23 protein-coding genes are annotated in these 24178 nt (G+C 72.6%); 2 read left to right on the top strand and 21 right to left on the bottom strand.

Annotation, left to right across the window (positions count from 1 at the left end; genetic code table 11):
• Positions 1–80: 80 nt before the first annotated feature.
• Positions 81–2615, bottom strand: a complete 2535-nt coding sequence (locus ACFO9I_RS21620) for an ABC transporter permease (RefSeq protein ID WP_379184698.1) — start codon at positions 2613–2615, stop codon at positions 81–83.
• Position 2616: 1 nt separating this feature from the next.
• Positions 2617–3393, bottom strand: a complete 777-nt coding sequence (locus tag ACFO9I_RS21625; RefSeq protein ID WP_379184700.1) for an ABC transporter ATP-binding protein — start codon at positions 3391–3393, stop codon at positions 2617–2619.
• Between the two features lie 138 nt (positions 3394–3531).
• On the opposite strand from ACFO9I_RS21625, the gene ACFO9I_RS21630 reads away from it, so the two are divergent.
• Positions 3532–4146, top strand: coding sequence for an alpha-ketoglutarate-dependent dioxygenase AlkB (locus tag ACFO9I_RS21630; RefSeq protein WP_379184702.1), 615 nt, complete (start codon positions 3532–3534; stop codon positions 4144–4146).
• 4 nt (positions 4147–4150) lie between these two features.
• Here the strand turns inward: ACFO9I_RS21630 and mmuM are convergent, their stop codons facing one another.
• Both mmuM and ACFO9I_RS21640 read right to left on the bottom strand, forming a co-directional pair.
• Positions 4151–5059 carry a homocysteine S-methyltransferase gene (gene mmuM / locus ACFO9I_RS21635; RefSeq protein ID WP_379184704.1) on the bottom strand — a complete coding sequence of 303 codons (909 nt, stop codon included), beginning with the start codon at positions 5057–5059 and terminating at the stop codon, positions 4151–4153.
• Positions 5060–5098: 39 nt separating this feature from the next.
• Complete coding sequence (locus ACFO9I_RS21640) at positions 5099–6181, bottom strand: SDR family oxidoreductase (protein ID WP_379184706.1); 1083 nt, start codon at positions 6179–6181, stop codon at positions 5099–5101.
• Positions 6182–6293: 112 nt separating this feature from the next.
• On the opposite strand from ACFO9I_RS21640, the gene ACFO9I_RS21645 reads away from it, so the two are divergent.
• Positions 6294–7595 (top strand): MFS transporter, encoded by a 1302-nt coding sequence (locus ACFO9I_RS21645; protein ID WP_379184708.1) that lies wholly within the window; start codon positions 6294–6296, stop codon positions 7593–7595.
• A 58-nt stretch (positions 7596–7653) separates the two neighbouring features.
• Here the strand turns inward: ACFO9I_RS21645 and ACFO9I_RS21650 are convergent, their stop codons facing one another.
• From ACFO9I_RS21650 to groL, 17 genes are all read right to left on the bottom strand, one after another.
• Positions 7654–8424 (bottom strand): SRPBCC family protein, encoded by a 771-nt coding sequence (locus ACFO9I_RS21650; RefSeq protein ID WP_379184710.1) that lies wholly within the window; start codon positions 8422–8424, stop codon positions 7654–7656.
• 4 nt (positions 8425–8428) lie between these two features.
• Positions 8429–9283, bottom strand: a complete 855-nt coding sequence (locus ACFO9I_RS21655) for an FAD binding domain-containing protein (protein WP_379184712.1) — start codon at positions 9281–9283, stop codon at positions 8429–8431.
• Entirely contained in the window at positions 9280–11748 is a 2469-nt protein-coding gene (locus tag ACFO9I_RS21660; RefSeq protein WP_379184714.1) for a xanthine dehydrogenase family protein molybdopterin-binding subunit, read from the bottom strand. Before ACFO9I_RS21660 ends, ACFO9I_RS21655 begins: the two co-directional genes overlap by 4 nt.
• A complete protein-coding gene (locus ACFO9I_RS21665; RefSeq protein ID WP_379184716.1) occupies positions 11745–12221 on the bottom strand; it encodes a (2Fe-2S)-binding protein in 477 nt (158 codons plus the stop codon). The genes ACFO9I_RS21660 and ACFO9I_RS21665 overlap by 4 nt, the downstream gene beginning before the upstream one ends.
• A gap of 95 nt (positions 12222–12316) precedes the next feature.
• Positions 12317–13549: a transcriptional regulator gene (locus ACFO9I_RS21670; RefSeq protein WP_379184718.1), complete on the bottom strand. Its 1233-nt coding sequence runs from the start codon at positions 13547–13549 to the stop codon at positions 12317–12319.
• A 129-nt stretch (positions 13550–13678) separates the two neighbouring features.
• On the bottom strand, positions 13679–14017 hold the full coding sequence (locus tag ACFO9I_RS21675; RefSeq protein WP_379184720.1) for a cupin domain-containing protein: 339 nt from the start codon (positions 14015–14017) through the stop codon (positions 13679–13681).
• A 48-nt stretch (positions 14018–14065) separates the two neighbouring features.
• Positions 14066–15316: an XdhC family protein gene (locus ACFO9I_RS21680; protein WP_379184722.1), complete on the bottom strand. Its 1251-nt coding sequence runs from the start codon at positions 15314–15316 to the stop codon at positions 14066–14068.
• A complete protein-coding gene (locus tag ACFO9I_RS21685; RefSeq protein WP_379184724.1) occupies positions 15309–16445 on the bottom strand; it encodes a vWA domain-containing protein in 1137 nt (378 codons plus the stop codon). The genes ACFO9I_RS21680 and ACFO9I_RS21685 overlap by 8 nt, the downstream gene beginning before the upstream one ends.
• Positions 16442–17326: an AAA family ATPase gene (locus tag ACFO9I_RS21690; protein ID WP_379184726.1), complete on the bottom strand. Its 885-nt coding sequence runs from the start codon at positions 17324–17326 to the stop codon at positions 16442–16444. The genes ACFO9I_RS21685 and ACFO9I_RS21690 overlap by 4 nt, the downstream gene beginning before the upstream one ends.
• A gap of 53 nt (positions 17327–17379) precedes the next feature.
• The gene (locus tag ACFO9I_RS21695; protein WP_379184728.1) at positions 17380–18276 is read right to left on the bottom strand and encodes an endonuclease/exonuclease/phosphatase family protein; all 897 of its coding nucleotides are present in this window, start codon (positions 18274–18276) and stop codon (positions 17380–17382) included.
• A 170-nt stretch (positions 18277–18446) separates the two neighbouring features.
• On the bottom strand, positions 18447–18998 hold the full coding sequence (locus ACFO9I_RS21700) for a nucleotidyltransferase family protein (protein ID WP_379184730.1): 552 nt from the start codon (positions 18996–18998) through the stop codon (positions 18447–18449).
• A complete protein-coding gene (locus tag ACFO9I_RS21705) occupies positions 18998–19675 on the bottom strand; it encodes a hypothetical protein (RefSeq protein ID WP_379184732.1) in 678 nt (225 codons plus the stop codon). Before ACFO9I_RS21705 ends, ACFO9I_RS21700 begins: the two co-directional genes overlap by 1 nt.
• Positions 19672–20205, bottom strand: coding sequence for an RNA polymerase sigma factor (locus ACFO9I_RS21710; RefSeq protein WP_379184734.1), 534 nt, complete (start codon positions 20203–20205; stop codon positions 19672–19674). Before ACFO9I_RS21710 ends, ACFO9I_RS21705 begins: the two co-directional genes overlap by 4 nt.
• A gap of 132 nt (positions 20206–20337) precedes the next feature.
• On the bottom strand, positions 20338–21309 hold the full coding sequence (locus tag ACFO9I_RS21715) for a hypothetical protein (protein ID WP_379184736.1): 972 nt from the start codon (positions 21307–21309) through the stop codon (positions 20338–20340).
• Positions 21302–21958 carry a cytochrome b N-terminal domain-containing protein gene (locus ACFO9I_RS21720; protein WP_379184738.1) on the bottom strand — a complete coding sequence of 219 codons (657 nt, stop codon included), beginning with the start codon at positions 21956–21958 and terminating at the stop codon, positions 21302–21304. The genes ACFO9I_RS21715 and ACFO9I_RS21720 overlap by 8 nt, the downstream gene beginning before the upstream one ends.
• Complete coding sequence (locus ACFO9I_RS21725; protein ID WP_379184740.1) at positions 21955–22134, bottom strand: hypothetical protein; 180 nt, start codon at positions 22132–22134, stop codon at positions 21955–21957. The genes ACFO9I_RS21720 and ACFO9I_RS21725 overlap by 4 nt, the downstream gene beginning before the upstream one ends.
• Before the next feature lie 389 nt (positions 22135–22523).
• Positions 22524–24152 (bottom strand): chaperonin GroEL, encoded by a 1629-nt coding sequence (gene groL, locus ACFO9I_RS21730; protein WP_379184742.1) that lies wholly within the window; start codon positions 24150–24152, stop codon positions 22524–22526.
• Between the last annotated feature and the right edge of the window lie 26 nt (positions 24153–24178).

The following is a 24178-nucleotide window of genomic DNA, read 5'->3' on the forward strand; positions in this document are numbered from 1 at the left end:
CCTCCACGGGGGCAACTGTAGGGCGACGGACACGCCGCCGTCCCGGGTTCGAGTCAGACGGGACTGCGACCACCTCCTCATCATTCGGTCGCGATCGCGCGCAGCACGTCGAGCCGCGCGGCACGGCGAGCGGGGAACACGGCGGCGAGGACCCCGATGACCAGCGCCAGGACGAGGAACAGCCCGAGCTGTCCGTAGGGGATGCTGATGGCCTCCAGGCCCTGGTCCTTCAGGGCGTACATCAGCGCGACCCCGAACCCGATCCCGAGCACCACCCCGAGCACCGCGCCGAGCACCGAGATCACGATCGACTCCAGCGTGATCATCCAGCGCAGCTGGCGCCGGCTGACGCCGATGGCGCGCAGCAGCCCCACCTCGTGGGTGCGCTCGATGACCGAGAGGGCCAGCGTGTTGACGATGCCCAGCACCGCGATGACGAGGGCGAGGCCGAGCAGCGCGTAGATCATCTGCACGAGCTGGTCGATGGGGCCGCGCTGCTCCTCGGCGAAGCCGGCCTCGTCCTTCACCGTCACGATCGGCAGCTGCTCGACGACCGTGTCGAGGCGGGCCTGCACGCCGGTGGCACCGGGGTCGGTGAAGATGATCAGCGCGTTGTCGCGCTCGGGGATGCCCGAGGCGGCCAGCGTCTCGAGCGTCGTGAGCACGGGGAAGAACACCACCGGATTGTCGTCATAGATTCCCGCGACCCGCCAGACCTTCTTCCCGGTCGGCATCTGGATGGTCAGCGAGTCGCCCACCGCCAGGTCGTGGTCGGAGGCCCACGAGTCCTCGAGGAAGACGGTCCCGTCGGCCAGGTCGGACGCCCGCCCCGACGTCATCGAGAGCCCCAGGGCGCGGGTGTCGGCGGGGTCGGTGGCCGCGACGCCCTGGTCGCCTCCGTCGAAGGTGCCGAAGCCGTAGCGCTCCCGCACCACGTTGGTGACGCCGTCGACCTTCTCCATCCGGTCGGCGATGCCGGCGGGGAACGCGCCGCCGAAGACGTTGCTGACGATGTAGTCGCCCACGAAGTTCTCGGCCACCGACTTGTCGACCGACGCCTTCGCGGAGTCGCCGACGATGGCCATCGTGCAGGCGAGGGTCAGCCCGATCATCAGGGCGGAGGCGGTGGCGGTCGTGCGCCGCGGGTTGCGCAGGGAGTTCTGGCCGGCGAGGTTGCCGATGCTGCCGAAGAGGCGGGCGTACGACGACCGCGCGGCCAGCAGGAACGGCTTGCTGATCACGGGGCTCGCCGACGAGACGCCGAGCAGCACGGCCAGCACACCCGCCCCCACGACCCACCCGGCGTGCGGGACGCCGGCGAACAGCCCGAGCCCCAGCGCGACCAGGCCCGCGCCGATCATGGCGGCGCCGAGCACCAGCCGGCGGTGCAGCGAGCTCTCCGGGAGCGCCACGTCGTCGCGCAGCGCCTGCACGGGCGCGATCCGGCTGGTGCGCCGCGCGGGCAGCCAGGCGGCCGCCATGGTGACCAGCACGCCCACGACGTACGCCGCCAGCACCGTCCTCGGCTCGAAGATCAGCGCCTGCCCGGACAGGTCCAGCCCGAACCGCGCGAACAGCGCGCGGATGCCCATCGCCAGCACCACGCCCAGTCCGAGGCCCGCGGTCGAGCCCAGCAGCCCGAGCACGAACGCCTCGAGCAGCACCGAGCCGGTGACCTGTCTCGTGGAGGCGCCCAGCGCGCGCAGCAGGGCCAGCTCGCGGCTGCGCTGCGCCACCAGGATCGAGAAGGTGTTGACGATCAGGAACGCGCCGACCACCAGGGCGATGCCGGCGAAGATGAGCAGGAAGGTCGTGATGAACGAGACCGCCTGGAGCAGGTCGGAGGCGCTCTCGTCGGCGGCGGTGTCGCCGGTGACGACCTCGTAGCGGTCGGGCAGCGCGGCGTCGACCCGGTCGCGCAGCTGCTCCTGCGACACCCCGTCGTCGGCGGTGACCCACACGTCGTTGAAGGCGTCCTCGCCGTCGAGGAACAGCCGCTGCGCGGTCGGGGTGTCGAACAGCGCGAGGGTCGCGCCGTTCAGGGACCCGCCGTCGGGGAAGCCGGTCAGGCCCACCAGCTCGGGGTCCAGCATGAGCTGGTCGGCGGTGATCATCCGGACCCGGTCGCCGACCCGGTAGCCGCCCGCCTCGGCGGTCTTCTCGTCGAGCACCACCTGGTCGCGACCGTGCGGCTCGTGGCCGCTGGTGATCGCGAGGCCCTTCAGCCCGTGCCCGGCGGGCGCGCCGGTCCAGTTGCCGCCCAGCGCCGGCGGCCCGAAGCCGCCGACGACCTTGTTGTCGGTGCCGACCACGAACGCGCCGACCGAGCTCACGTTGCCGTCCACGCGCGCGGCGCCTGGCACGGACCGGAGCTCGTCGAGGACCGGCGCCGGGATGGTCTGGGTGGACGGCTCCCCGTTGACGGTGGTGCCCCCGACCGGCCGGACCACGACGTCACCGACGGTCGAGGCGAACAGGGCCGTGAAGCTGCGGTTGAGAGTGTCGGAGAAGACCAGCGAGCCGACCACGAACGCGACGCCGAGGACGATCGCGAACGTGCTCATGATCAGGCGCAGCTTGCGCCCGAGCAGGCTCTTGAGGGCAGCGCGGACCACGTCAGGCGCCCGGTCCCGACGCCGACATGCGGGTCATGGTCTCGAGCACCTGGTCGCGGCTCGGATCGCGCAGCTCGTCGACCACCCGGCCGTCGGCCAGGAACACGACGCGGTCGGTGTAGGCCGCGGCCACCGGGTCGTGGGTCACCATCACCACGGTCTGCCCGAACTCGTCGACGCTGCGGCGCAGCAGCTCGAGCACCTCGGCACCCGAGCGGGAGTCGAGGTTGCCGGTCGGCTCGTCGGCGAAGACGATGCGCGGCCGGCTCACCAGCGCCCGGGCCACCGCGACCCGCTGCTGCTGGCCGCCGGAGAGCTCGTTCGGCTTGTGCCGGAGCCGGTCACCGAGCCGCACGGTCGCGATCACCGTGTCGAACCACGCGGCGTCGGCGTGTCGCCCGGCGATGGCCAGGGGCAGCCGGATGTTCTCCTCCGCGGTCAGGGTCGGCACCAGGTTGAAGGACTGGAACACGAAGCCGATCTCGTCGCGGCGCAGCCGGGTGAGCGCCTTGTCCTTGAGCCCGGTGATGTCCTGGCCACCGATCAGCACCTGGCCCGAGTCTGGCCGGTCGAGGGCGGCGCAGCAGTGCATCAACGTGGACTTGCCCGAGCCGCTGGGCCCCATCACCGCGGTGAACTCGCCCGTCGCGAGGTCGAGCGAGACGTCGTCGAGCGCGGTCACGAGCGCCGCCCCCTCGCCGTACGTCTTGGTCAGGTGGCTCACCCGGGCCGCGGGCAGTGCGGTCCCGGCGGCGTCGACCGGAGCTGTCTGCGTCATGGGTCCACGATCCCGCGTCGGGCAAGTCCCGGCCACGGGTTTGCGACCCTTGCGTCCCGGAGCCGACCCTGACCACACCCCGAGACCACCGGCGGTTCGTCGAACACCTGTTCGACGGACCGCGCTAGCATCGGGGGCATGGACTTCCAGGGAACCCTCTTCGAGGCACCCCTCTCCGGGGTGGTCTCCTTCGACGCGCTGGAGCGCACGCGGCTGGCGCGGGGCGCCTGGATCGACGTGCACCGGGCCTGGCTCCCCCGGGCCGACGACGTGTTCACCACCCTCGTGTCCGACGTGCCGTGGCGTGCCGAGAAGCGCGAGATGTACGAACGGGTGGTCGACGTGCCCCGCCTCCTGCACACGTACGCCGTGGGCGAGGACCTGCCGCACCCGGTGCTCACCGAGGCCCGCGACGCCCTGTCCGAGCACTACCTGCCCGAGCTCGGGGAGCCGTTCGTGACCGCCGGGTGCTGCTACTACCGCGACGGCCGCGACAGCGTCGCCTGGCACGGCGACACCATCGGCCGGGGCCGGACCCAGGACACCATGGTCGCGATCGTCTCGGTCGGCGACCCGCGCCGGCTGGCGCTGCGACCCCGGGGCGGCGGCGAGTCGATCTCGGTCGAGATGGGCCACGGCGACCTGGTCGTGATGGGCGGCTCCTGCCAGCGCACCTGGGAGCACGCGGTCCCCAAGGTCGCCCACTCCGGGCCGCGGATCTCGGTGCAGTTCCGCCCGCTGAACGTGTTCTGACTGCTCAGCTGCCGGGTGAGCGGCCCACGCGGGCGGCGAGGTCGGCGATGTCCCCCGGGCCGGTGCCGCAGCAGCCACCCACGAACCGGGCGCCCGCCGCCACCCAGGTGTCGACGAGACCGAGGTCCAGCGCGTCGCCGTAGGCCCACTGCTTGCTGAGGGGGTCCCAGCTGCCGCCGCGGTTGGGGTAGGCCACCGCCGGGAGACCGGTGGCGGCCACCGCCGCGCGCACGGCGCCCAGCACGTCGGCCTGCTCGGAGCAGTTGACCCCGGCGGCGACGACCGAGCGGCTGCCGGCGAGGACGGCGTACGCGTCGGCCAGCGGCTGGCCGGCGTTCGTGGTGTCGCCCCGCACGGAGTAGCTGAACCAGGCGGGGACGCCCAGGTCCTCCAGCAGCGGCACCAGGACCTCGGCCTCCGCGGAGTCGGGGACGGTCTCGACGGCCAGGAGGTCCGGACCGGCCGCGGCGAGCAGCTCGAGGCGGGGCGCGTGGAACTCGCGCAGCCGCGCCCCGGTCACGCCGTACCTCCCCCGGTACTCCGACCCGTCGGCCAGGAACGCGCCGTACGGTCCCACCGAGGCGGCGACCAGCAGCCCCGGGTGCGAGTCCGCCAGCTCGTCGCGGACCTCCCGCGCGATCGTCACGCTGGAGGTGATCAGGCGCCGCGCCTCCTCGGGGTCGTGCCCGGCGGCGACCATCCCCTCGACGCTGGCCTGGTAGCTCGCGGTCGTCACGACCCGCGCCCCGGCCAGGTAGTAGGCACGGTGGGCCTGCGCGATCCGCTCCGGCTCCTCGCCCAGGAGGCGCGCCGTCCACAGCGCCCCGCCGAGGTCGGCGCCCTGCTCCTCCAGGGCGGTCGAGAGCCCACCGTCGAGCACGACGGGACCGTCGGTGGCGTCCAGGTCGATCACGCCCCCATCCTCTCGCGTGTCGGCACCCGCGGTGCCGCCTCAGACCATGGCGCGGGACGGGACGTCGCGGTGGTGGCGCACGAAGTCGACGATCCGGGACGCGTACGACGAGAACGGCGGGCATGCGATGCCGCTCCCGGCCAGGTCCGCCTGCGTGTGCGCGGACAGGTAGTCGGTCGGGTGGACGAAGTAGTCCAGCAGCTCGGCCGGCAGGCCGAGCAGCCGGGACAGCCCGGGGACCCGGTCGACCGCGGACCGGGTGAGCCGCTCGGGCAGCGGGACCCGCACGATCCGCCGGTCGGTGGCGGCCGCCAGCGCGTCGTACCACTCGTCGACGGTGAGCGGGTGCGGGTCGGCCAGCTGGTAGGTGCGCCCCCGGGACTGGGGCAGCCCGGACAGGTGGGCCAGCGCCTCGACCACGAAGTCGCTGGGGACCACGTTGGCGCGGAACGCCGTCGGGTCGCCGAAGACCGGCAGCACGGCCACCCGCGGCTGGCGCAGCAGCAGCTGGATGACGAAGTACAGGCCGTCGAGCTTCTGCGTCTGCCCCGTGCGACTGTCACCGAGCACGATCGAGGGACGGTAGACCGTGGCCGGCAGCCCGGCCGCCATCCGCTCCCGCACCAGCGCCTCGGCGAGGTGCTTGGTCTCCTCGTAGGCGTTGTTGAACGGCGCGCCGACCTCGAGGTCGTCCTCGGCGAACGGCCCGGGATGACGGCCGCTGACGTAGCACGTGCTGACGTGGTGGAAGCGCTCCAGGCGCGGGCAGCGGGCCGCGACGTCGAGGGCGTGCCGGGTGCCGTCGACGTTGACCCGCAGCCCGAGGTCGCGCGGCACCGCCAGGTCGTACGCCGCCGCCAGGTGCCAGAGCCCGGTCACCCCGGCCGTCAGCGTCTCGAGATCGGCCAGCCCCATCCCCGGCCGGGTGATGTCGCCGGGGGCGAGCGCGATGCGCCCGGACAGCGTGGGCCGCTCGTCGGCCAGCCGGGCGACCCGCTGCTCGGCGAGGGCGGCGTACTTCGGCTGCACGACGCAGACCGCGTCCTCGTCGGTGGTCTCCAGGACCCGGGGCAGCAGCGCCCCGCCGAGAAAGCCCGGGAAGCCGGTCATCAGGACGGTCATGGCCCCACTCTTCGGCCCCGCCGGCGCCGCCGCACAGGGAACTAGGTCCCGCGACGCCGCCGTCGGAAAACCGCGTGCCGGGTGTCGGTGGCGACTGCGAGACTCCTCCGCGATGAGCACGTCGACCGCCCCGCGCCCCAGCCTCGCCTCGTTCTGGCACGACCTGCCCCGCGAGGGCAAGCTGCTGCTCTCCGTGGTGGTGTTCGAGTTCCTCGGCACCGGGCTGGTGCTGCCCTTCCACGTCGTCTACCTGCACGAGGTGCGCGGCTTCCCGCTCAGCGACGTCGGGCTGCTGCTCGGGGTCCCGCCGCTGGTGGGCTTCCTCGTGGTCGGCCCCGGCGGCACCCTCATCGACCGGCTCGGGGCGCGCCGCATCCTCACCTCGACCCTGCTGCTGCTGATCGCCGGCGACGTGCTGCTCGCCTTCGCCGACACCCCGTGGGCCGCGGGCGCCGCGCTGACCCTGTCGGGAGTCGCCTTCGGCGTCTCCTGGCCGGCCTCGCAGAGCTTCATCGCCGCGGCCGTCCCCACCGAGCTGCGGCAGCGCTACTTCGGCGTGAGCTTCACGCTGCTCAACCTCGGCATCGGGATCGGCGGCATCATCGGCGGCGCGTTCCTCGACGTCGACCGCCTGGAGACGTTCCAGACGATCTACCTCGCCGACGCGGTGAGCTACCTGCCGGGCCTGTTCCTGCTGCTGGTGCCGCTGCGCCACGTCGCCGGGCGCCCGGTCCACGACGAGTCCCACGAGGACGCGGGCGTCGGCTACCTCGCACTGCTGAAGCGGCCCGCGGTGGCCTCGGTGATGCTGCTCGGCTTCGTGTCGTCGTTCGTGGGCTACTCCCAGCTCAACGCCGGCATGCCCGCGTTCGCGCGCGCGGTCGGCGAGGTCTCGACCCAGGGCCTCGGCATCGCCTTCGCCGCGAACACCGTGGTGATCGTGCTGCTGCAGCTCGTGGTGCTCCAGCGGATCGAGGGCCACCGCCGCACCCGCGTGATCGGGGTGATGGGCGTGCTCTGGGCGGTGTCCTGGGTGCTGCTCGGCGCCTCGGGCCTGGTCCCGGGCACCCTGGGCGCGACCATGCTGGTCGCCGGCTGCGCGTCGGTGTTCGCGCTCGGCGAGACGCTGCTCCAGCCCACCATCCCGGCGCTGGTCAACGACCTCGCGCCCGACCACCTGCGCGGCCGCTACAACGCGCTCAGCTCCGCGGCCTTCCAGCTGGCGGCGATCATCGCGCCGCCGATCTCGGGGGTGCTGGTCGGCCACCACCTCGGTTCGGTCTACGTCGGCATCCTGGTGGTGGGCTCGCTCGCCGTGGGTGCGCTCGCCATCGTCCGGCTCGAGCCGCAGCTCCCGCCCGAGGTCAACGGCGTCCGGCCGGCGACACCCGTCGAGGAGACCGTGCCGGCCTGACCCGACGGGTCGTGCGGCTGGGAGTGCGCCTGGGCGCACCCTCAGCCGCACGGCTGCGTCAGCCGCGCCGCCGCAGCACCCACCACAGGAGCGTCAGCACCGCGAGCGCGGCCACGCCCTGCTTCCAGTAGGACTTCACCAGTACCGGGAGCACGGCCGCCCCGAGGTCGAGGGCGTCGTCCTGGGCCATGTGCCGGGCCGGCTGGGCGGCCGGCGCGGGACGGGGTGGTACGGCGGCCGCGGGTGCCGCCGGCGCGGCCGCGCCCTCGGGAGCCGGCGCCCCGGCCTCGGCCGGTGCGGGCGGCTGCGTTGCCTCGGGAGCTGCCTCGGGAGCTGCCTCGGGCGCAGTCGCCGCGGCGGGCGCCTCGCCACCCACCGGCCCGCCGCCCAGCCTGGACTCCAGGCAGGCGACGAACTGGCCGAGCAGCTTGTCCGAGACGTCCTGCATGACCCCGCGGCCGAACTGCGCCGGCTTGCCGGTGATCGACAGGTCGGTGAGCACGTCGACGTCGGTGGCGGCACCGCCGTCGGCCTCGGCCATGGTCAGGGTGACGGTCGCCCCGGCCGTGCCGTTGCCCCGCTTGTCCTTGCCCTTGGCCTCGACCACGAACCGGTGCGCCGCCTCGTCCTTCTCCAGGAAGGTGCCCGACCCGTTGTAGACCAGCGCGATCGGCCCGAGCTTGACCTTCACGGAGCCGGCGAACGAGTCGGACTCGACCGAGGTGACCGTGGCGCCCGGGAAGCACTCGGCCACGGACGCGATGTCCTGGAAGTGCGCCCAGGTCTCCTCGACCCCGGTCGGGACGGTGAAGCGATGCTGGAGATCCACGCGCTCAGCCTCCCGCGGCCGCGAGCACCGCGCGGCGGGTCAGCACGGTGGCGAGGTGCCGGCGGTAGTCCGCGTCGCCGTTGAGGTCCGAGGGCGGGTTGGCGCCCTCCGCGGCCCGGGCGGCCGCCGAGCGGACCGCCTCGTCGGTGGCCGGCTGACCAGCCAGGGCCTCCTCCACGGCGCGGGCCCGCAGCGGGGTGGAGCCCATGTTCGTCAGCCCCACCCGGGCCTCGGTGATGGTGCCGCCGTCGACCTTCACCGCGGCGGCGACCGCGACGATCGGCCACTGGTGGGCCACCCGCACGAACTTCTCGTAGTGCGCTCCCCAGCCGGTGTGCTTCGGGATCCGCACCTCGGTGAGGATCTCGTCCTCGCCGATGGCGGTCTCGAAGAGGTCGACGAAGAAGTCGTCGGCCGCCACCGTGCGGGACCCGCCGGAGCCGGCGATCACGAACTGCGCGCCCAGCGCGAGCGTGGGCGCGCCCAGGTCGCCGGCCGGGTCCGCGTGGGCCAGGGCGCCACCGAAGGTGCCCCGGTGCCGGATCTGGGCGTCGGCGAGGTGCTCCACGGCCTTGCTGATCAGTGCGGCGTGCTCGGCGACGAGCGGGTCGGACCCGACCACCGAGTGCTGGGTCATCGCCCCGATGACGATGGCGTCGCCGTCGTCGCGGACACCCCGCAGCGAGTCGATCCGACCGAGGTCGATCACCACCTCGGGCGCGTTGAGACGCATCCGCAGCACGGGCAGCAGGCTCTGCCCGCCGGCCAGGATCTTGGCGTCGTCCCCGTGCTCGGCGAGCGCGGCCAGCGCCTCCTCCACGGAGGTGGGGGCGATGTAGTCGAACTGTGCGGGGATCACTGGCCCGCTCCTTCCGTGCTGTCCTGACCGGGTTCGGACTGGTCGAAGTGAGGCATCGCGGCGCCCTCGGTGGCGCCCCCCGCGCCCGGACCGTTGATGGCCTTCCACACCCGCTCGGGCGTGCACGGCATCTGGACGTCGTCGACCCCGAGGTGGCGTACGGCGTCGACCACCGCGTTCACGACCGCGGGCGTCGAGGCGATCGTCCCCGCCTCGCCGACCCCCTTGGTGCCGAGCGAGTTGGTGGTCGACGGCGAGGTGGTGTGGTCGATGTCGAAGCTGATCGTGTCGGCCGCGGTCGGCAGCAGGTAGTCCACGAACGAGCCGGTCACCAGGGTGCCGGAGTCGTCGTACACCGCCTCCTCCCAGAGCGCCTGCGCGATGCCCTGGACCAAGCCGCCGTGCACCTGCCCGGAGACGATCAGCGGGTTGATGATGTTCCCGATGTCGTCGACGCAGACGTACTTGCGCATCTTCAGCGCCCCGGTCTCGGTGTCGACCTCCATCGCGCACAGGTGGGTGCCGTGCGGGAAGTTGAAGTTGACGGGGTCGTAGGTGGCCTCGGAGTCGATGGACGGCTCGATGCCGTCGGGGAGGTTGTGGGCCGCGAAGACCGCGGTCGCGATCTCCCCGATCCCCATCCCCTGGTCGGTGCCCTTGACCGAGAAGCGACCACCTGTGAACTCGAGGTCGTCGACCGAGGCCTCGAGCAGGTGGGCCGCGATCGGCCGGGCCTTCTCGATGACCTTGTCGGCCGCCCGGACCAGCGCCTCGCCGCCGACGACCAGCGAGCGCGAGCCGTAGGTGTCGAGGCCCTTGTGGGAGATCTGGGTGTCGCCGTGCAGGATCTCGACGTCGTCGAACGCCACGCCGAGGCGGTCGGCCACGATCTGGCTGAACGCCGTCTCGTGCCCCTGCCCGTGGGCGGACGCCCCGGTGACGACCTCGACCTTGCCGGTGGCCAGCATCCGCACGCTCGCGTGCTCCCAGCCGCCGGCGCCGTAGTTGAGCGAGCCGAGCACCCGCGAGGGAGCCAGCCCGCACATCTCGGTGAAGGTCGAGATGCCGATGCCGAGCTGCACGGTGTCGCCGGAGTCGCGGCGCCGCTGCTGCTCGGCCCGCAGCTCGTCGTACCCGAACATCTCCTTGGCCTTGGCGGTGGCGGCCTCGTAGTTGCCGGAGTCGTACTCCAGGCCGGCCACCGTGGTGAACGGGAACTCCTCGTGCTTGATCCAGTTCTTCTCGCGGACCTCGAGCGGGTCCAGGCCCACCTCGGCGGCGAGCTCGCTCATCAGGCGCTCGATGGCGTACGTCGCCTCCGGTCGGCCGGCCCCGCGGTAGGCGTCGGTCCAGGTCTTGTTGGTGAAGACCGTCTGGCAGTTGAACTGGTAGGCGGGGAACTTGTAGATCGAGTTGAACATGAACGCGCCCAGCACCGGCACCCCGCCGCCGACGATGGCGACGTAGGAGCCGAGGTCGGCCAGCAGGTCGACCTTCAAACCGGTGACCGTGCCGTCCTTGGTGGCCGCGAGCGTCAGCCGCTGCCACTGGTCGCGGCCGTGGTGGCCGCTCACCAGGGACTCCGAGCGGGTCTCGGTGTACTTCACCGGCTTGCCCAGGCGGCGGGCCACCGCGAACGCGATCATCTCCTCCGGGGTCTGCTGGAGCTTGCCGCCGAAGCCGCCACCGACGTCGGGGGCGATGACCCGGATCTTCGACTCGGGCACCCCGGTGGTGGCCGCGAGGGCGAAGCGGAGGATGTGCGGGATCTGGGTGGCCGACCACATGGTGATCTGCTCTCCGGTCGGGTCGACCACGACCGAGCGCGGCTCCATGAACGCGGGGATGAGCCGCTGCTGGCGGTACTCCCGCTCGATCAGGACGCCGTCGGTGCGGGCCTTCTCGATGGCCTCGTCGACGTTGCCGCCGGTGCCGGCCTCGGCCGAGTCGAACTTCCAGAACGCCGACTTGTTGGTGCCGAGGTCGGGGTGGGCGAGCACAGTGTCCTCGGCTGCCTCCTTGAGGTCGAGCGCGGCCGGCAGCTCGTCGTACGACACGTCGACGAGCTCGGCGGCGTCGCGGGCCTCCGCGGCGCTGCGCGCGACCACCACGGCGACGATCTCGCCGGCGAAGGTGACCCGGTCCGAGGGCATCGGCAGGTGGGCCGGGGTGACCTGGTCGGTCGTGATCGCCCAGGCGTTGATGCAGGCGCCCTGGGACTCGCCGAGGTCGGCGCCGGTGAGCACGGCGACCACATTCGTGGCGGCCTGGGCGGCGCTGGCGTCGATGCCGGTGATCCGCGCGTGGGCGAACGGGCTGCGGACCATCGCCATGTGCAGCATCCCCGGCAGCTGGATGTTGTCGGTCCAGCGGGTGCGGCCGGTGATCAGGCGCTGGTCCTCCTTGCGCCGCCGGTCGCGACCGATCTCCTTGGCCTCGGCGGGACGCTCCTGGGTGGCGGTCATGCGGTCACCCCCTCACCCTGGCCGGACGCGTGCTGCACGGCCCGGACGATGTTGTGGTAGCCCGTGCAGCGGCACAGGTTGCCCTCGAGCCCGAGCCGGATCTCCTCCTCGGTGGGCTTGGGGTTGTCCTTCAGCAGCGCGACGCTCTGCATGATCATGCCCGGGGTGCAGAAGCCGCACTGGAGGCCGTGGCACTCCCGGAACGCCTCCTGGACCGGGTGCAGCTGGCCGTCGCTGGCCAGCCCCTCGATCGTGGTCACCTCACCACCGTCGGCCTGCACCGCGAGCACGTTGCAGGACTTCACGCTGGTCCCGTCGAGGTGCACCGTGCAGGCGCCGCAGTTGCTGGTGTCGCACCCGATGACGGTGCCGGTCTTCCCGAGTCGTTCGCGCAGGTACTGCACGAGGAGCATGCGGGGCTCGACGTCGTCGGAGACCGACGATCCGTCGACGGTGAGGCTGATCCGAACCATGGACGACTCCCTGGGGTCGAGGTGGTGCTGTGACGCGCCTCACGCTAGGTCCGACCGGTTGGGGAAAGGTTGGGGCTAAAGTCCCGTTCTCGCGCTCAGCCGCGAGCGACCGCGAGGCGCCCCTTGAGCAGCGGGACGGCGGGGTGCGGGCGGCCGGCGAGGCGCGCCAGGCACACCTCGAGCACCTCGGAGTCGTACGGCGCCAGCTCGCTGTAGCGGACGACCGCGTCCGGCTCCGGGTCGGCCAGCAGCGCCTCGCGGACCGCGACGGCGACGTACTCGGCGAGCTCGCCGAGGGCCGGGGAGTTGGTGCCGGGCAGGAGGTCGCCGCCGTACGCCTCCACGGCGGCGCCCACGTGGCCGGCGCGCAGCAGCCCCAGCACGTGGTCGACGTCGGTGGAGACCGGCATCATCAGCCGGTAGGGGCGGGAGGAGAGCTGGCCGCCGAGCGCCGAGCGCAGGTGGCTGACCTCGGCCTTGAGCGTGGACAGGGTGACCGCCTGGTCGCCGTAGACGAGCGCGTGGAGGTGCTCGAGCGAGAGCCCCTCCGGGTGCATGGCCAGCAGGGCGAGCACCTCGGTCTGGCGCCGGTTGAGCAGCAGCCGCTGGCCGTCCAGCCGGGTCTCGACGCTGCCGAGCAGGTTCATCACCAGGCCCGGCTCGTCCTGGTCGTCCTCCCCGCCGGCCGCTCCTCGCGAGGAACGCGGCATGGCGGTCTCGATCAGCCGCGCGAGCACCCGGGCCGTGGCCAGCCCGATGGGGTGGGTGCGGTCCCAGGTGGTGGAGAGGTCGATGACGCCCAGCTGCCGCCCGGTGACCGGGTCGTGGACCGGGGCGGCCCAGCAGACCCAGTTGTGGACGATGGGTGCGTAGTGCTCGGCGCTGAAGACCATCGCCGGGGTGGCCAGCCGGTTGGCGAGGTCGAGCGCGTTGGTGCCGACGCTCTCGTCGTCCCAGCGGCCGCCCGGCACGAAGTTCACGGTCTCGGCCTTGCGGCGCATCACCCGACCGCCGTAGGTCCACAGGATCCGGGTCTCGGCGTCGGTCACCGCGACCACCAGGTCGCCATCCTCGGCGGTACGCCGCAGCTCGGCCTCGACCCGCTGCACCGCGGTCTGCAGCGGGGAGCCGCGCCAGAGCTCGGCGGTCTCGCCCTCGTCGGCGAGCGGGGCGTGCGTGACGTCCGGCGAGATCGCGGCCTCCGAGCGCGCCCAGCTGCTCAGGATCTCGGGCCGCACCAGGTCGGAGGCGCCGTCACCGCGCTCGACGAACGTGGTCCAGGCACGCACGGCCTCGACCCTGCGTGAGTGCAGCTCACTGCGCGCCATGGGACACCCCCGCTGTCGGACTCCGCGGTCAAGGTAGCACCGCCGCGGTGACGCCGGTCACAGCCTTCCGGCCTCAGCGTTCCGGCCTCAGCGTTCCGGCCTCAGCGTTCCGGCCTCGGCGTCCCGGCCTCAGCCTCCCGGGTGCAGCGAGACCGTGAGCAGCACCGCGCAGTCGGTCAGCGCGGCGAGGTCGTGCCGCTCGGGCGGGATCACCAGGAAGTCGGACTCTCCGCCCTCCCAGGTGTCGTCGGCGGTCGAGAGCCGCACCCGGCCCCGGAGCACGTGCAGGGTCGCCTCGGCCGGGCTCTCGTGCTCGTTCAGGCCGTGGCCCTCGGCGAGCGCGATCAGGGTCTGGCGCAGCGTGTGCTCCTGCCCCCCGTGCACCGTCGTGGCGCTGCGGCCGCTGTGGTGCTCGCGCGCCTCCGCCAGCTTCTCCTCCACGAGCGCGCTCAGCGACGTACCGTGCATGCGTTCCTCCTCGGTCGGTGCCGCCGACCCGGCCGGGCCGGGTCGGGATCAGGACGACGGTGCCGGGCCCGTGCTCGACAGGTCCGCGCTCGCCCCCAGCAGGGGGGTGTGCTCGCGGTGGATCCGGCCCGCGGTGCTGGCGAGCCGCTCGCCGGACCCGCCCCAGCGGCCGGCGATGATCTCGGCGGCGATGCTGATCGCGGTCTCCTCGGGGGTGCGCGCGCCGAGGTCCAGCCCGATCGGCGACGAGAGCCGGGACAGCTCCTCCTCGGTCAGGCCCGCCTCGCGCAGCCGCGCCATCCGGTCGTCGTGGGTGCGCCGGGAGCCCATCGCCCCGACGTACGCGACCTCGGGGAGGCGCAGCGCCACCTCGAGCAGCGGCACGTCGAACTTCGGGTCGTGGGTGAGCACCGCGAGGACCGTCCGCCCGTCGACCCGGCCGGCGTCCCGCTCGGCGGCGAGGTAGCGGTGCGGCCAGTCGACGACCACCTCGTCGGCCTCCGGGAACCGGCTGTTGGTCGCGAACACGGGCCGCGCGTCGCACACGGTGACGTGGTAGCCGAGGAAGCTGCCCACCCGGGCCACCGCCGCGGCGAAGTCGATGGCGCCGAAGACCAGCATCCGCGGCTTGGGGGCGAACGCCCACACGAAGACCCGCATCCCCTCGCCGCGCCGCTCCCCGTCCGGCCCGTAGGTCAACGTCGCGTTGTGCCCGGCCGCCAGCAGCCCCAGTGCGTCGTCGTGCACCGCGTCGTCGGCTCGCGGGGAGCCCAGGGACCCGCTCCGGGGGGATAGTCCGGCACGTTCTGGTGCCTCGGTCCCCTCCGGGTCGCCCAGATCGTGCCGGACCACCCCGTCGGGATCGGGGCGTACGACGAGGCGCCGGCCGAGCCACGCGGGGTCGGGGTGCTCGATGACCGTGGCCAGGGCCACCGGGCGGCCCGCCTCGATGTCCTCGGCGATCTCCTCGAGCTCGGGGAAGGTCTCGCGGTTCACCTTCTCGACGTACACGTCCAGGATCCCGCCGCAGGTCAGCCCCACGGCGAACGCGTCGTCGTCGGAGACGCCGTACCGCTCCAGGACGGGCACGCCGGACCCGACGACCGACTGGGCCAGCTCGTAGACCGCGCCCTCGACGCAGCCGCCGGAGACCGACCCGACCGCCGTCTCGTCGGGGCCGACCAGCATGGAGGCGCCGGCCGGGCGCGGCGCCGACTGGAAGGTCGCCACCACGGTGCCGACACCGACCGTCTCACCGGCCCGCCACCACTCCATCAGCTCGGGCAACACGTCACGCACGGGACACCACCTCCGCCAGCTCGGCGTACGTCGCCAGCGAGTGGCCGGCGATGAAGTCGTCACAGTGGGGCAGCGCGGCGAGGACCCCCTGCTGCACCGGCTCGTAGCCGGCCTTGCCGCGGTGCGGGTTCACCCAGACCACGCGGTGTGCGATGCGCTGCAGCCGCCGCATCTGCTCACCGAGCAGCGCCGGGTCGCCGCGCTCCCAGCCGTCGCTGAACACCACGACGACGGCGCCGCGCGCCATGCCCCGCTGCCCCCACCGGTCGAGGAAGAACCGCAGCGTCTCCCCCAGCCGGGTGCCGCCGGACCAGTCCGGCACCGTCTCCCCGGCCGCGACCAGCGCGCGCTCGGGGTCGCGCAGCCGCAGCGCCCGGGTCAGGTGGGTCAGCCGGGTGCCGACGGTGAAGGTCTCCACGACCCCGCCCCGCTCGCGGGCCGCCTGGGTGAAGCGGTGCGCGAGGCGCAGCAGCGGGTCGGCGTACCCGCTCATCGACCCGGACACGTCCACCAGCAGCACCACACGACGCGGGCGGACGCCGCGCCGGCGCCACTCGATCTCGGCGGGCTCGCCGAGGCGTCGGAGACTGGCCCGCAGCGTCCGGGAGGCGTCCACCTCGCCGCGGTGCCACGCCTGGTGCCGCGCGGTACGCCGCACCGGCGGGCGGAGCCGGATCGTCGCGAACATGCCGGCCAGCCGGGCCCGCTCGGCCGGCGACATGCCGGCGACGTCGCGGTGCCGCAGCACCTCGGTGTCGCTGGCCATCGCCCGGACCACCTCGTCGTCGGACTCCCCCGCGCCCTCGGCGTCCTGGGCGGGGAGCTCGGAGAAGCTGGGAGCGGTCGGCTGGGCGGGCCTCGAGCGCGGCAGCCCGTCGCGGGCGTTGAACCAGGCCTCGAAGACCTTGTCGTAGCGCTCGAGGTCGTCCGGGCCCGCGCACAGGGTCGCCCGTCCCGCGAGGTACGTCGCCCGCTGGTCGTCGAGACCGAGCAATGCCACCGCGGCGAGGTAGCCGTGGGTGCGGTCCTGGGTGACCGGGACACCGGCGGCGCGCAGCGCCCGGGTGAAGCCGAGCAGGACCTCGTCGGGTCCGTGCCTGGTCGGCGCCTCGACGCCCGGGACGCTCATGCCCGCAGCATCTGGTCGAGAGCCTGGCGGACCCGGTCCGCGTCCTCGCGGTACTTCACCAGTGCGCCGAGCGTCGCCGAGGCGGTGGCCAGGTCCAGCTCGGTGGTGCCGAGGTGGTGCAGTGCGCGGGCCCAGTCGAGCGTCTCGGCGACACCCGGCGGCTTCTGCAGGTCGTCACGGGCCCGCAGCTGCTGGACCAGGGTGACCACCTGGCGACCCAGCGCCGCCGACACCTCGGGCGCCCGCGACCGCACGATCTCCACCTCACGCTCGAGGCCCGGGTGCTCGATCCAGTGGTAGAGGCAGCGACGCTTGAGGGCGTCGTGCAGCTCGCGGGTCCGGTTCGACGTGAGGACGACGATCGGCGGGGTCGCCGCCTTGACCGTGCCGAGCTCGGGGATCGTCACCTGGTAGGTCGACAGCACCTCGAGCAGGAACGCCTCGAACTCGTCGTCGGCACGGTCCACCTCGTCGACCAGGAGCACGGCGGGGCTCCCCTGCAGCGCGGCCAGCACCGGGCGGGCCAGGAGGAAGCGGGCGTCGTACAGGCTCTTCTCGGCCTCCTCGACACTCTGCTCACCCTTGGTCCCGCCCGCTGCCTCGAGGGCCCGCAGGTGCAGGATCTGGCGCGGGAAGTCCCAGTCGTAGAGCGCCTGGGTCGCGTCGATCCCCTCGTAGCACTGCAGCCGGACGAGCGGCAGGTCCAGGCTCTGCGCGATGGCCTCGGCCAACGCGGTCTTGCCCGTGCCCGGCTCGCCCTCCAGCAGCAGCGGCCGCTGCATCCGCAGCGAGAGGAAGGTCACCGTCGCCAGCGACTCGTCGCACAGGTATCCCGTCTCACCGAGGCGGGTGGCGACGTCGCGCGCAGACTCGAGCTCCATGTCCCGAGGCTACTTCGCGCCCTGTTGGCCGGAGGTTGGGTGGTGTGCCCCTCCTACGCGGTGGCCCGCACGTCGTAGACCGCGACGATCGGGTAGTGGTCGGAGACGTTGATGGAGCGGTCGACGTCGATCCTGGCCGGCTTCCGGCGGGCCCAGATCTGGTCGAGGTAGGCACCACCGCGCGTGCCCGAGCCCCGCGACGGCAGGATCTCGCGGCGACGCTCCCAGTGCGCGACCAGGCTCGCGCTGCGCAGCTGGGCGAAGGCCAGCGGGCGACGCTTGTGGCGCTTGTCGGCGGGGTAGTTGTCGTTCATGTCGCCGATCACGTAGACGCGACCGTTGGCCCAGGAGCGCTCCTGCGCCGCCGCGCGGCGCAGGCCGGCCACGGAGTCCTTGTAGAGCTCGCACAGGCGCGGCGCGTCCTTGACGCAGCGGCCGCCGTTGACCGCGCCGGCGACCAGGTGGACGTTGATGACGGAGATCTTCACCCCGGTGGCACGGTTCTGGAGACGGGCGACGGTGGCGTACTGGGGCGTCCGGTGCGCCGGGGCGCCGGGCTTCTCGTTGCCGACGTTGCGGGCGGACGCGATCTTGACGCCGTGGCCGGAGATTCCCTTGAACACGCTCTTGCGCCAGATGATGGGGTTCGCGTGCAGCTCGTCGGGGCCGTAGGCGGCCCAGCCGCGCATCGAGTGCAGGAAGGCCGTCTTCTCCTTGCTGGTGACTTCCTGGAGGCCGGCCACGTCGACCGACTGGCGGAAGTGGCGGACCGCGTTCTTGAACACGGCGGTGGAGCGGGAGGCGTTGATGTTGAAGCTGCCGACCCGGGCCTGGCCGCCGCCGGCGGCCGTGGCGGAGGTGGTGAGGACAGGGGCGAGAGAGATGCCGAGAAGGGTGGCGAGCAGGGCACACACCGTTCCGACAACGGGGGTTCGGGGGCGGAAAATCATCCAAAGAGGGTATGGGCTAGCCCGTGGGAGATGCAGCATCCTTCCCACAAATGGGGGGCTTCATCTCCCCCAGAAGTCACCCACTTGGGGGACGAACTGCCCGGTCTACCCCAATCGGGGGATGTGACCACCCGAGGGATGGCCCGATTGGGGTATGCGTTCCTCCCCCCTCAGGGCGTGTCCCGATCCTGCCCGCTCGCCAGGTCCTCACACGCGACGAGCGCCACGTCCCGCCCGGCGAGGTAGTCGCGGGCGCCACGGTCACCGGTGGCCGCCGCCAGCACCCCCGCCCAGTGGTCCCGGCCGAGGAGGACCGGGTGACCGGGGACGCCGGCGTACGACGCCCGCGCCAGCGTCGTCGGGCCGGCCTCGGCGGCGACCACCCGGCGTACGACGTCCGGGCCGACGTCGACCAGGTCGACCAGCGTGACGACCGCGACCTCCGTGTCGTCGCCCAGCGAGCCGAGGCCGGCCCGCAGGGAGGCGCCCATCCCCTCGGCCCAGTCCGGGGCGAGCACGACGTCGACCCCGGCCCCGTCGAGCAGCGTGATCGCCTCGTCGGCGGCGGCCCCCAGCACGACGGTGACCTCCTCGCAGCCGCCCTCGCGCAGCGCCTCGACCCCGCGGAGCAGCCAGGGCCGGCCCTCCTCGTCCCGGAGCAGGGCCTTCGGGCCGCCCATCCGGCGTCCCGCTCCCGCGGCGAGGAGAACCCCCCGGATCATCAGGCGCCTGCCGGGAAGGCCTGCGCGTAGACGCCGGCCAGCCGGGGCGAGTACTCCGCGCTGAAGCCGCAGACGGTCACCCGACCGTCGGCGGCGGAGACGAGGTAGCGCCCGCCGTCCTCGAACTGCACCGCCTCGACCAGCGCCTGCAGCCGGGACTGCGGGGCGGTGACCGTGACCAGGTCGGTGGGGTCGCCGGCGTAGAAGTGGCGCGGCACCAGGGTGACCACGCCGTCCGCGATCGAGCGCACGGTCCCGTCGAAGGCGAAGGTCTGCCGCGAGAGGAGTGCGGCGGTCGGGACCGGGCAGCGCGCAAGGTAGGCCGCCTCGGTCGGCGCCTGGAGCTCGGTGACGGTCGGCGAGTCCCCGGCCGTGGGGACCTCGTCGGCGCCGCGGTTGACCAGGCCGAAGAACCCGACGCCGGCGATGAGCAGGACCGCCGCGGCGGCCACCAGCCAGGTCAGCGGTCCGCGACCGCGGGTGCCGGTCGCCCGGGACTCAGTGGCGACCTCGGTGTCGGTGGGGTTGCTCATGGTGTCCTCCAGGAGTCGGGCGACCCACGCCGGGTCGGCCGGTGGCAGGGAGGAGGCCGGGTCGGCGGCGCGCAACCGGTCCCGCAACCGGTCCCGCAGCTCGGGGTCGTCGTCCCAGCCGGTGCCGGCGTCGTGGTCGCTCACGGCTCCCTCCTCTCTCTCGACTCCTCATGTCCGGCAGCGGCCGCGGTCTTTCGCAGCTGGTCCCGCAGCTTCTGCCGGGCCCGGTGCAACCGGATGCTCACGGCGTTCGGGGTGGTGCCGAGGACCTCGGCGATCTCGCGGGGGGCGAGCTGCTCCCACGCCCACAGACGCAGCAGCTCGGCCTCCTCGGGCCGCAGGGCGGCCAGGGCCTCGTCGAGCGTCCCGTCGTCGCGTTCCGGGCCGGACGTGCTGCGGGGCGGCGGGTCGACGACGGAGATCTTCGCGGCCACCCGCCGTTGCCGACGGTCGCCCCGCTCGGCGTTGGCGAGGCAGTTGCGAGCCACGGCGTACGCCCACGGGAGCGGCTCGGCGGGCAGCTCCTCGAGGCGGCGCCAGCACACGAGCAACGTCTCGGACAGGACGTCGTCGACCGTGGCCGGGTCGGTGCGTCGGGCCAGGAAGCGGCGCAGCGGCTCGATCAGCGTGGGCGCGATCGCTTCGAACTGCCGGCGACGGGTCTCCGAGTCCACCTCACCACCCTCACACACGGCACCGACCGGCCCCTCGCCGGCGTTGACCACGTCGACCCGTCGCAGGTTCACACGCGGATGGCGTCGACCCGTCGCAGGTTCACACGCGGATGGCGTCGACCCGTCGTGGCTTCACTCCCGCGGGTGGGTCCGGTACCAGTCGCGCCAGATCACCCGGTACACCGGGACCCAGCGCGGGATCGAGCGCAGGCCGGGGATGAAGGGCAGCAGCAGGAGCCCCAGGGTCAGCACCATCATCAGGGCCCAGACCTGGGCGTCGGCGTCGGCCGAGGTGGAGAACGGCTTGACCTGGTACCAGAACGTGTAGAGCCACATCCACGGTTGTCCGGGGTAGTCGCCCGTCTCGTTCATCATCCCCCACTGGTCACCGCCGAGGTGCTGCGCGACCGCGCGGTCCTCCAGGTAGGCGCCGTCGGAGAGCAGTAGCACCGACCGCGTCTGGTCGCCCCCGTAGAAGTTGCCGGAGGCGGTCAGGCTGCCCTCCAGGCCGCCCGACCTGGCCAGCGCCAGCAGGCTCAGCGACAGGATCGGCACCGGGCCGTAGTCTCCCGCGGCCACCCGGGTCGGGTCACCGCCCGGGGCGGTGGCCAGCGCGTCGGCGTACGCCGTCGCCCACGCGGTCTGCTGGCTCGGCGACGCCGACCGCCACTCGGCCAGGGCGCGGGTGACCACGGGGGCCACGACGGCGTCGGAGAGGGGCTGCAGGACGAGGTCCTGCGAATTCACGGGGATCCGGACCCCGCCCCACTTCTGCAGCGGGACCCCGAGCACCTTCTGGCCCTCGCCGGCGTGGTTGTAGGGCGCTCCGTACGTGGCACTGGTCGTGGTGCCCGCGAGCTCCCCGGCCGCCGTAGCCACCACGTCGGCGGGGGCCGCCTCGGACCAGGCCTTCATCGTGATGGCCTTCTCGTCCGGGGAGGAGAAGACCGCCGCGAGCACCGTGGTCAGCAGGGCGATCACCCCGAGCGCGATGACGAACTCCTTGACGAGGTCGTAGCGACGCGTCGGGAAGTCGTGCGAGTCGGCCGTGGGGCGGGCGCCGCGACGCTGGCGCGGGTGCGTCATCGTGGCCATCTCACTCACCGGCCTTCTCGGGGAGCCCGGCGTCCAGCGGCGGAACGACCCCGTGCCGGCGGACGAGGATGACGTGCCAGACCGCGATCAGTCCCACGACCAGCGGCAGCAGGACCACGTGCCAGAGCAGCATCTGGCCGGGGTTCAGGACGTTGAACCAGGCACCGGCACCGATCGAGTTGATGCCGTCCTTGGCCTCGCCGCTGATCCACTGGGAGTCGAAGTTCGACTGGGACAGGTAGCCGGTGAACGCGGTCCCGATCGACGCCACGAAGGCCACCACTCCCGTCATCCAGGTCAGGCCTCGCTTGCCGCGCCAGGCCGCCATCCAGAACTTGCCCCAGAGGTGGATCACCATCACGGCGAAGAACAGCTCGACGCTCCACAGGTGCATGGAGTTCACGAAGTGGCCGAGCGAGGACGTGTGCCACCAGGCGGAGCCGCCGACCGCCAGCGCCAGGCCGGTGCCGACGACGACCACCAGGGCAGCCAGGGTCAGCACCCCGAAGACGTAGATCCAGGACGCGACGTACGCCGGCTGCCGGTCCGGCAGGGCCTGCCCGGGCGGGGCCAGGCCGGCGACCCTGGTCCGCAGCCACGCCGTCCAGCTGCCGGCCCTGGCCGAGCCCGCGGGCACGGCTGGCTGCTGGGTGGTCACGACGGGTCCCGGCGATCGACCTCGTCGTCGGGACGCGTGTGCGGGAACGGCAGCACGATCGCGAGGACGAAGACGACGACCATCGCGAGGATGATCGAGAGGTTGGTGACGCTGATGCTGATGACGCCCCAGTCGATGTAGTGCCCGGCGGTGAGAGCCGTGTGGTGAATGCTCATGCTGGCCACCTCCGTGACCCCGGAGCAGGGGCCCTGCGCCCACCCTCCGTCCGTCCCGCGTGGCTCTCCAGTGCCGTTGGTCATCGCCCGCGGTGCCCCTCGGTCCGCGCTGGACGGGAGCGGCATTTTCGGACGCGGTCACCCCGGGCCGGGCACCTGGCTGCCGACCGCCTGGCGCTCATTCCCCGGCGCGGGCACGACCGCTGCTGCCAACCACACGGGCCCGTCGAGCCACAGCGCTCAGCCAGTTCCTGACGTTCTCAGCCGTTGCACCGGCTGAGAACGTCAGGAGTCACCGGTGCACCGGTGACTCCGCCACGGGCCAGGAAATGGCACAGGGCCCCGGTCCGAAGACCGGGGCCCTGCTGGTGTCGCTGTGGCGCGGTCGATCAGAAGTCCATGCCGCCCATGCCACCGGTCGGGTCGCCGCCCATGGGGGCGGCCTTCTCCGGCTTGTCGGCCACGACGGCCTCGGTGGTGAGGAACAGCGCCGCGATGGAGGCGGCGTTCTGCAGCGCCGACCGGGTCACCTTGGCGGGGTCGATGATGCCCTCGGCGATCATGTCGACGTACTCGCCGGTGGCCGCGTTCAGGCCGTGGCCCGGGGTCAGGTTGCGCACCTTCTCCGCCACGACGCCGCCCTCGAGGCCGGCGTTGATCGCGATCTGCTTGAGCGGGGCCTCGGTCGCGAAGCGCACGATCTGCGCACCCGTGGCCTCGTCACCCTCGAGCTCGAGCTTGGCGAACGCCTCGGCCGAGGCCTGGACGAGCGCCACGCCACCGCCGGCGACGATGCCCTCCTCGACGGCCGCCTTCGCGTTGCGGACGGCGTCCTCGATGCGGTGCTTGCGCTCCTTGAGCTCGACCTCGGTGGCCGCGCCGACCTTGATGACCGCAACACCGCCGGCCAGCTTGGCCAGGCGCTCCTGCAGCTTCTCGCGGTCGTAGTCGGAGTCCGACTTCTCGATCTCGGCACGGATCTGGTTGACGCGACCGGCGATCTGGTCGGCGTCGCCCGAGCCCTCGACGATGGTGGTCTCGTCCTTGGTGATGACGACCTTGCGGGCCTGGCCGAGCAGCTCGAGCCCGGCGTTCTCCAGCTTGAGGCCGACCTCCTCGGAGATGACCTGGCCACCGGTCAGGATCGCGATGTCCTGCAGCATGGCCTTGCGGCGGTCACCGAAGCCCGGAGCCTTGACGGCGACGGACTTGAAGGTGCCGCGGATCTTGTTGACGACCAGCGTGGACAGGGCCTCGCCGTCGACGTCCTCGGCGATGATGACCAGCGGCTTGCCGGACTGCATGACCTTCTCTAGCAGCGGCAGCAGGTCCTTGACCGAGCTGACCTTGGAGTTGGCGATGAGGATGTAGGGGTCCTCGAGGACCGTCTCCATGCGCTCCGGGTCGGTGACGAAGTACGCCGAGATGTAGCCCTTGTCGAAGCGCATGCCCTCGGTGAGCTCGAGGTCGAGCCCGAAGGTGTTCGACTCCTCGACGGTGATGACGCCTTCCTTGCCGACCTTGTCCATCGCCTCGGCGATGATCTCGCCGACGGTGGTGTCAGCGGCGGAGATCGAGGCCGTCGAAGCGATCTGCTCCTTGGTCTCGACATCCTTGGCCATGCCGAGCAGCTGCTCGGACACGGCGGACACGGCCGCCTCGATACCGCGCTTGAGGCTCATCGGGTTGGCACCCGCGGCCACGTTGCGCAGACCCTCGCGGACCATGGCCTGGGCCAGGACGGTCGCGGTCGTCGTGCCGTCACCGGCGACGTCGTCGGTCTTCTTGGCGACCTCCTTGACCAGCTCGGCGCCGATCTTCTCGTAGGGGTCCTCGAGCTCGATCTCCTTGGCGATGCTCACACCATCGTTGGTGATGGTGGGGGCGCCCCACTTCTTCTCGAGCACGACGTTGCGGCCCTTGGGGCCCAGGGTGACCTTGACGGCGTCGGCGAGCGTGTTCATGCCACGCTCGAGGCCGCGCCGGGCCTCCTCGTCGAATGCAATCAGCTTCGGCATAACTCCTGCGATCCTTCGCATTGAAG

The organism is Nocardioides sp. GCM10023255, from assembly GCF_042653125.1.
GTDB lineage: Bacteria > Actinomycetota > Actinomycetes > Propionibacteriales > Nocardioidaceae > Nocardioides.

Bases quoted from the DNA above. Each gene is read 5' to 3' on its own strand.
- ACFO9I_RS21625 (WP_379184700.1), bottom strand. From the start codon at position 3,393: ATGACGCAGACAGCTCCGGTCGACGCCGCCGGGACCGCACTGCCCGCG.
- ACFO9I_RS21630 (WP_379184702.1), top strand. From the start codon at position 3,532: ATGGACTTCCAGGGAACCCTCTTCGAGGCACCCCTCTCCGGGGTGGTC.
- ACFO9I_RS21640 (WP_379184706.1), bottom strand. From the start codon at position 6,181: ATGACCGTCCTGATGACCGGCTTCCCGGGCTTTCTCGGCGGGGCGCTG.
- ACFO9I_RS21645 (WP_379184708.1), top strand. From the start codon at position 6,294: ATGAGCACGTCGACCGCCCCGCGCCCCAGCCTCGCCTCGTTCTGGCAC.
- ACFO9I_RS21660 (WP_379184714.1), bottom strand. From the start codon at position 11,748: ATGACCGCCACCCAGGAGCGTCCCGCCGAGGCCAAGGAGATCGGTCGC.
- ACFO9I_RS21665 (WP_379184716.1), bottom strand. From the start codon at position 12,221: ATGGTTCGGATCAGCCTCACCGTCGACGGATCGTCGGTCTCCGACGAC.
- ACFO9I_RS21670 (WP_379184718.1), bottom strand. From the start codon at position 13,549: ATGGCGCGCAGTGAGCTGCACTCACGCAGGGTCGAGGCCGTGCGTGCC.
- ACFO9I_RS21675 (WP_379184720.1), bottom strand. From the start codon at position 14,017: ATGCACGGTACGTCGCTGAGCGCGCTCGTGGAGGAGAAGCTGGCGGAG.
- ACFO9I_RS21685 (WP_379184724.1), bottom strand. From the start codon at position 16,445: ATGAGCGTCCCGGGCGTCGAGGCGCCGACCAGGCACGGACCCGACGAG.
- ACFO9I_RS21690 (WP_379184726.1), bottom strand. From the start codon at position 17,326: ATGGAGCTCGAGTCTGCGCGCGACGTCGCCACCCGCCTCGGTGAGACG.
- ACFO9I_RS21695 (WP_379184728.1), bottom strand. From the start codon at position 18,276: ATGATTTTCCGCCCCCGAACCCCCGTTGTCGGAACGGTGTGTGCCCTG.
- ACFO9I_RS21700 (WP_379184730.1), bottom strand. From the start codon at position 18,998: ATGATCCGGGGGGTTCTCCTCGCCGCGGGAGCGGGACGCCGGATGGGC.
- ACFO9I_RS21725 (WP_379184740.1), bottom strand. From the start codon at position 22,134: ATGAGCATTCACCACACGGCTCTCACCGCCGGGCACTACATCGACTGG.
- groL (WP_379184742.1), bottom strand. From the start codon at position 24,152: ATGCCGAAGCTGATTGCATTCGACGAGGAGGCCCGGCGCGGCCTCGAG.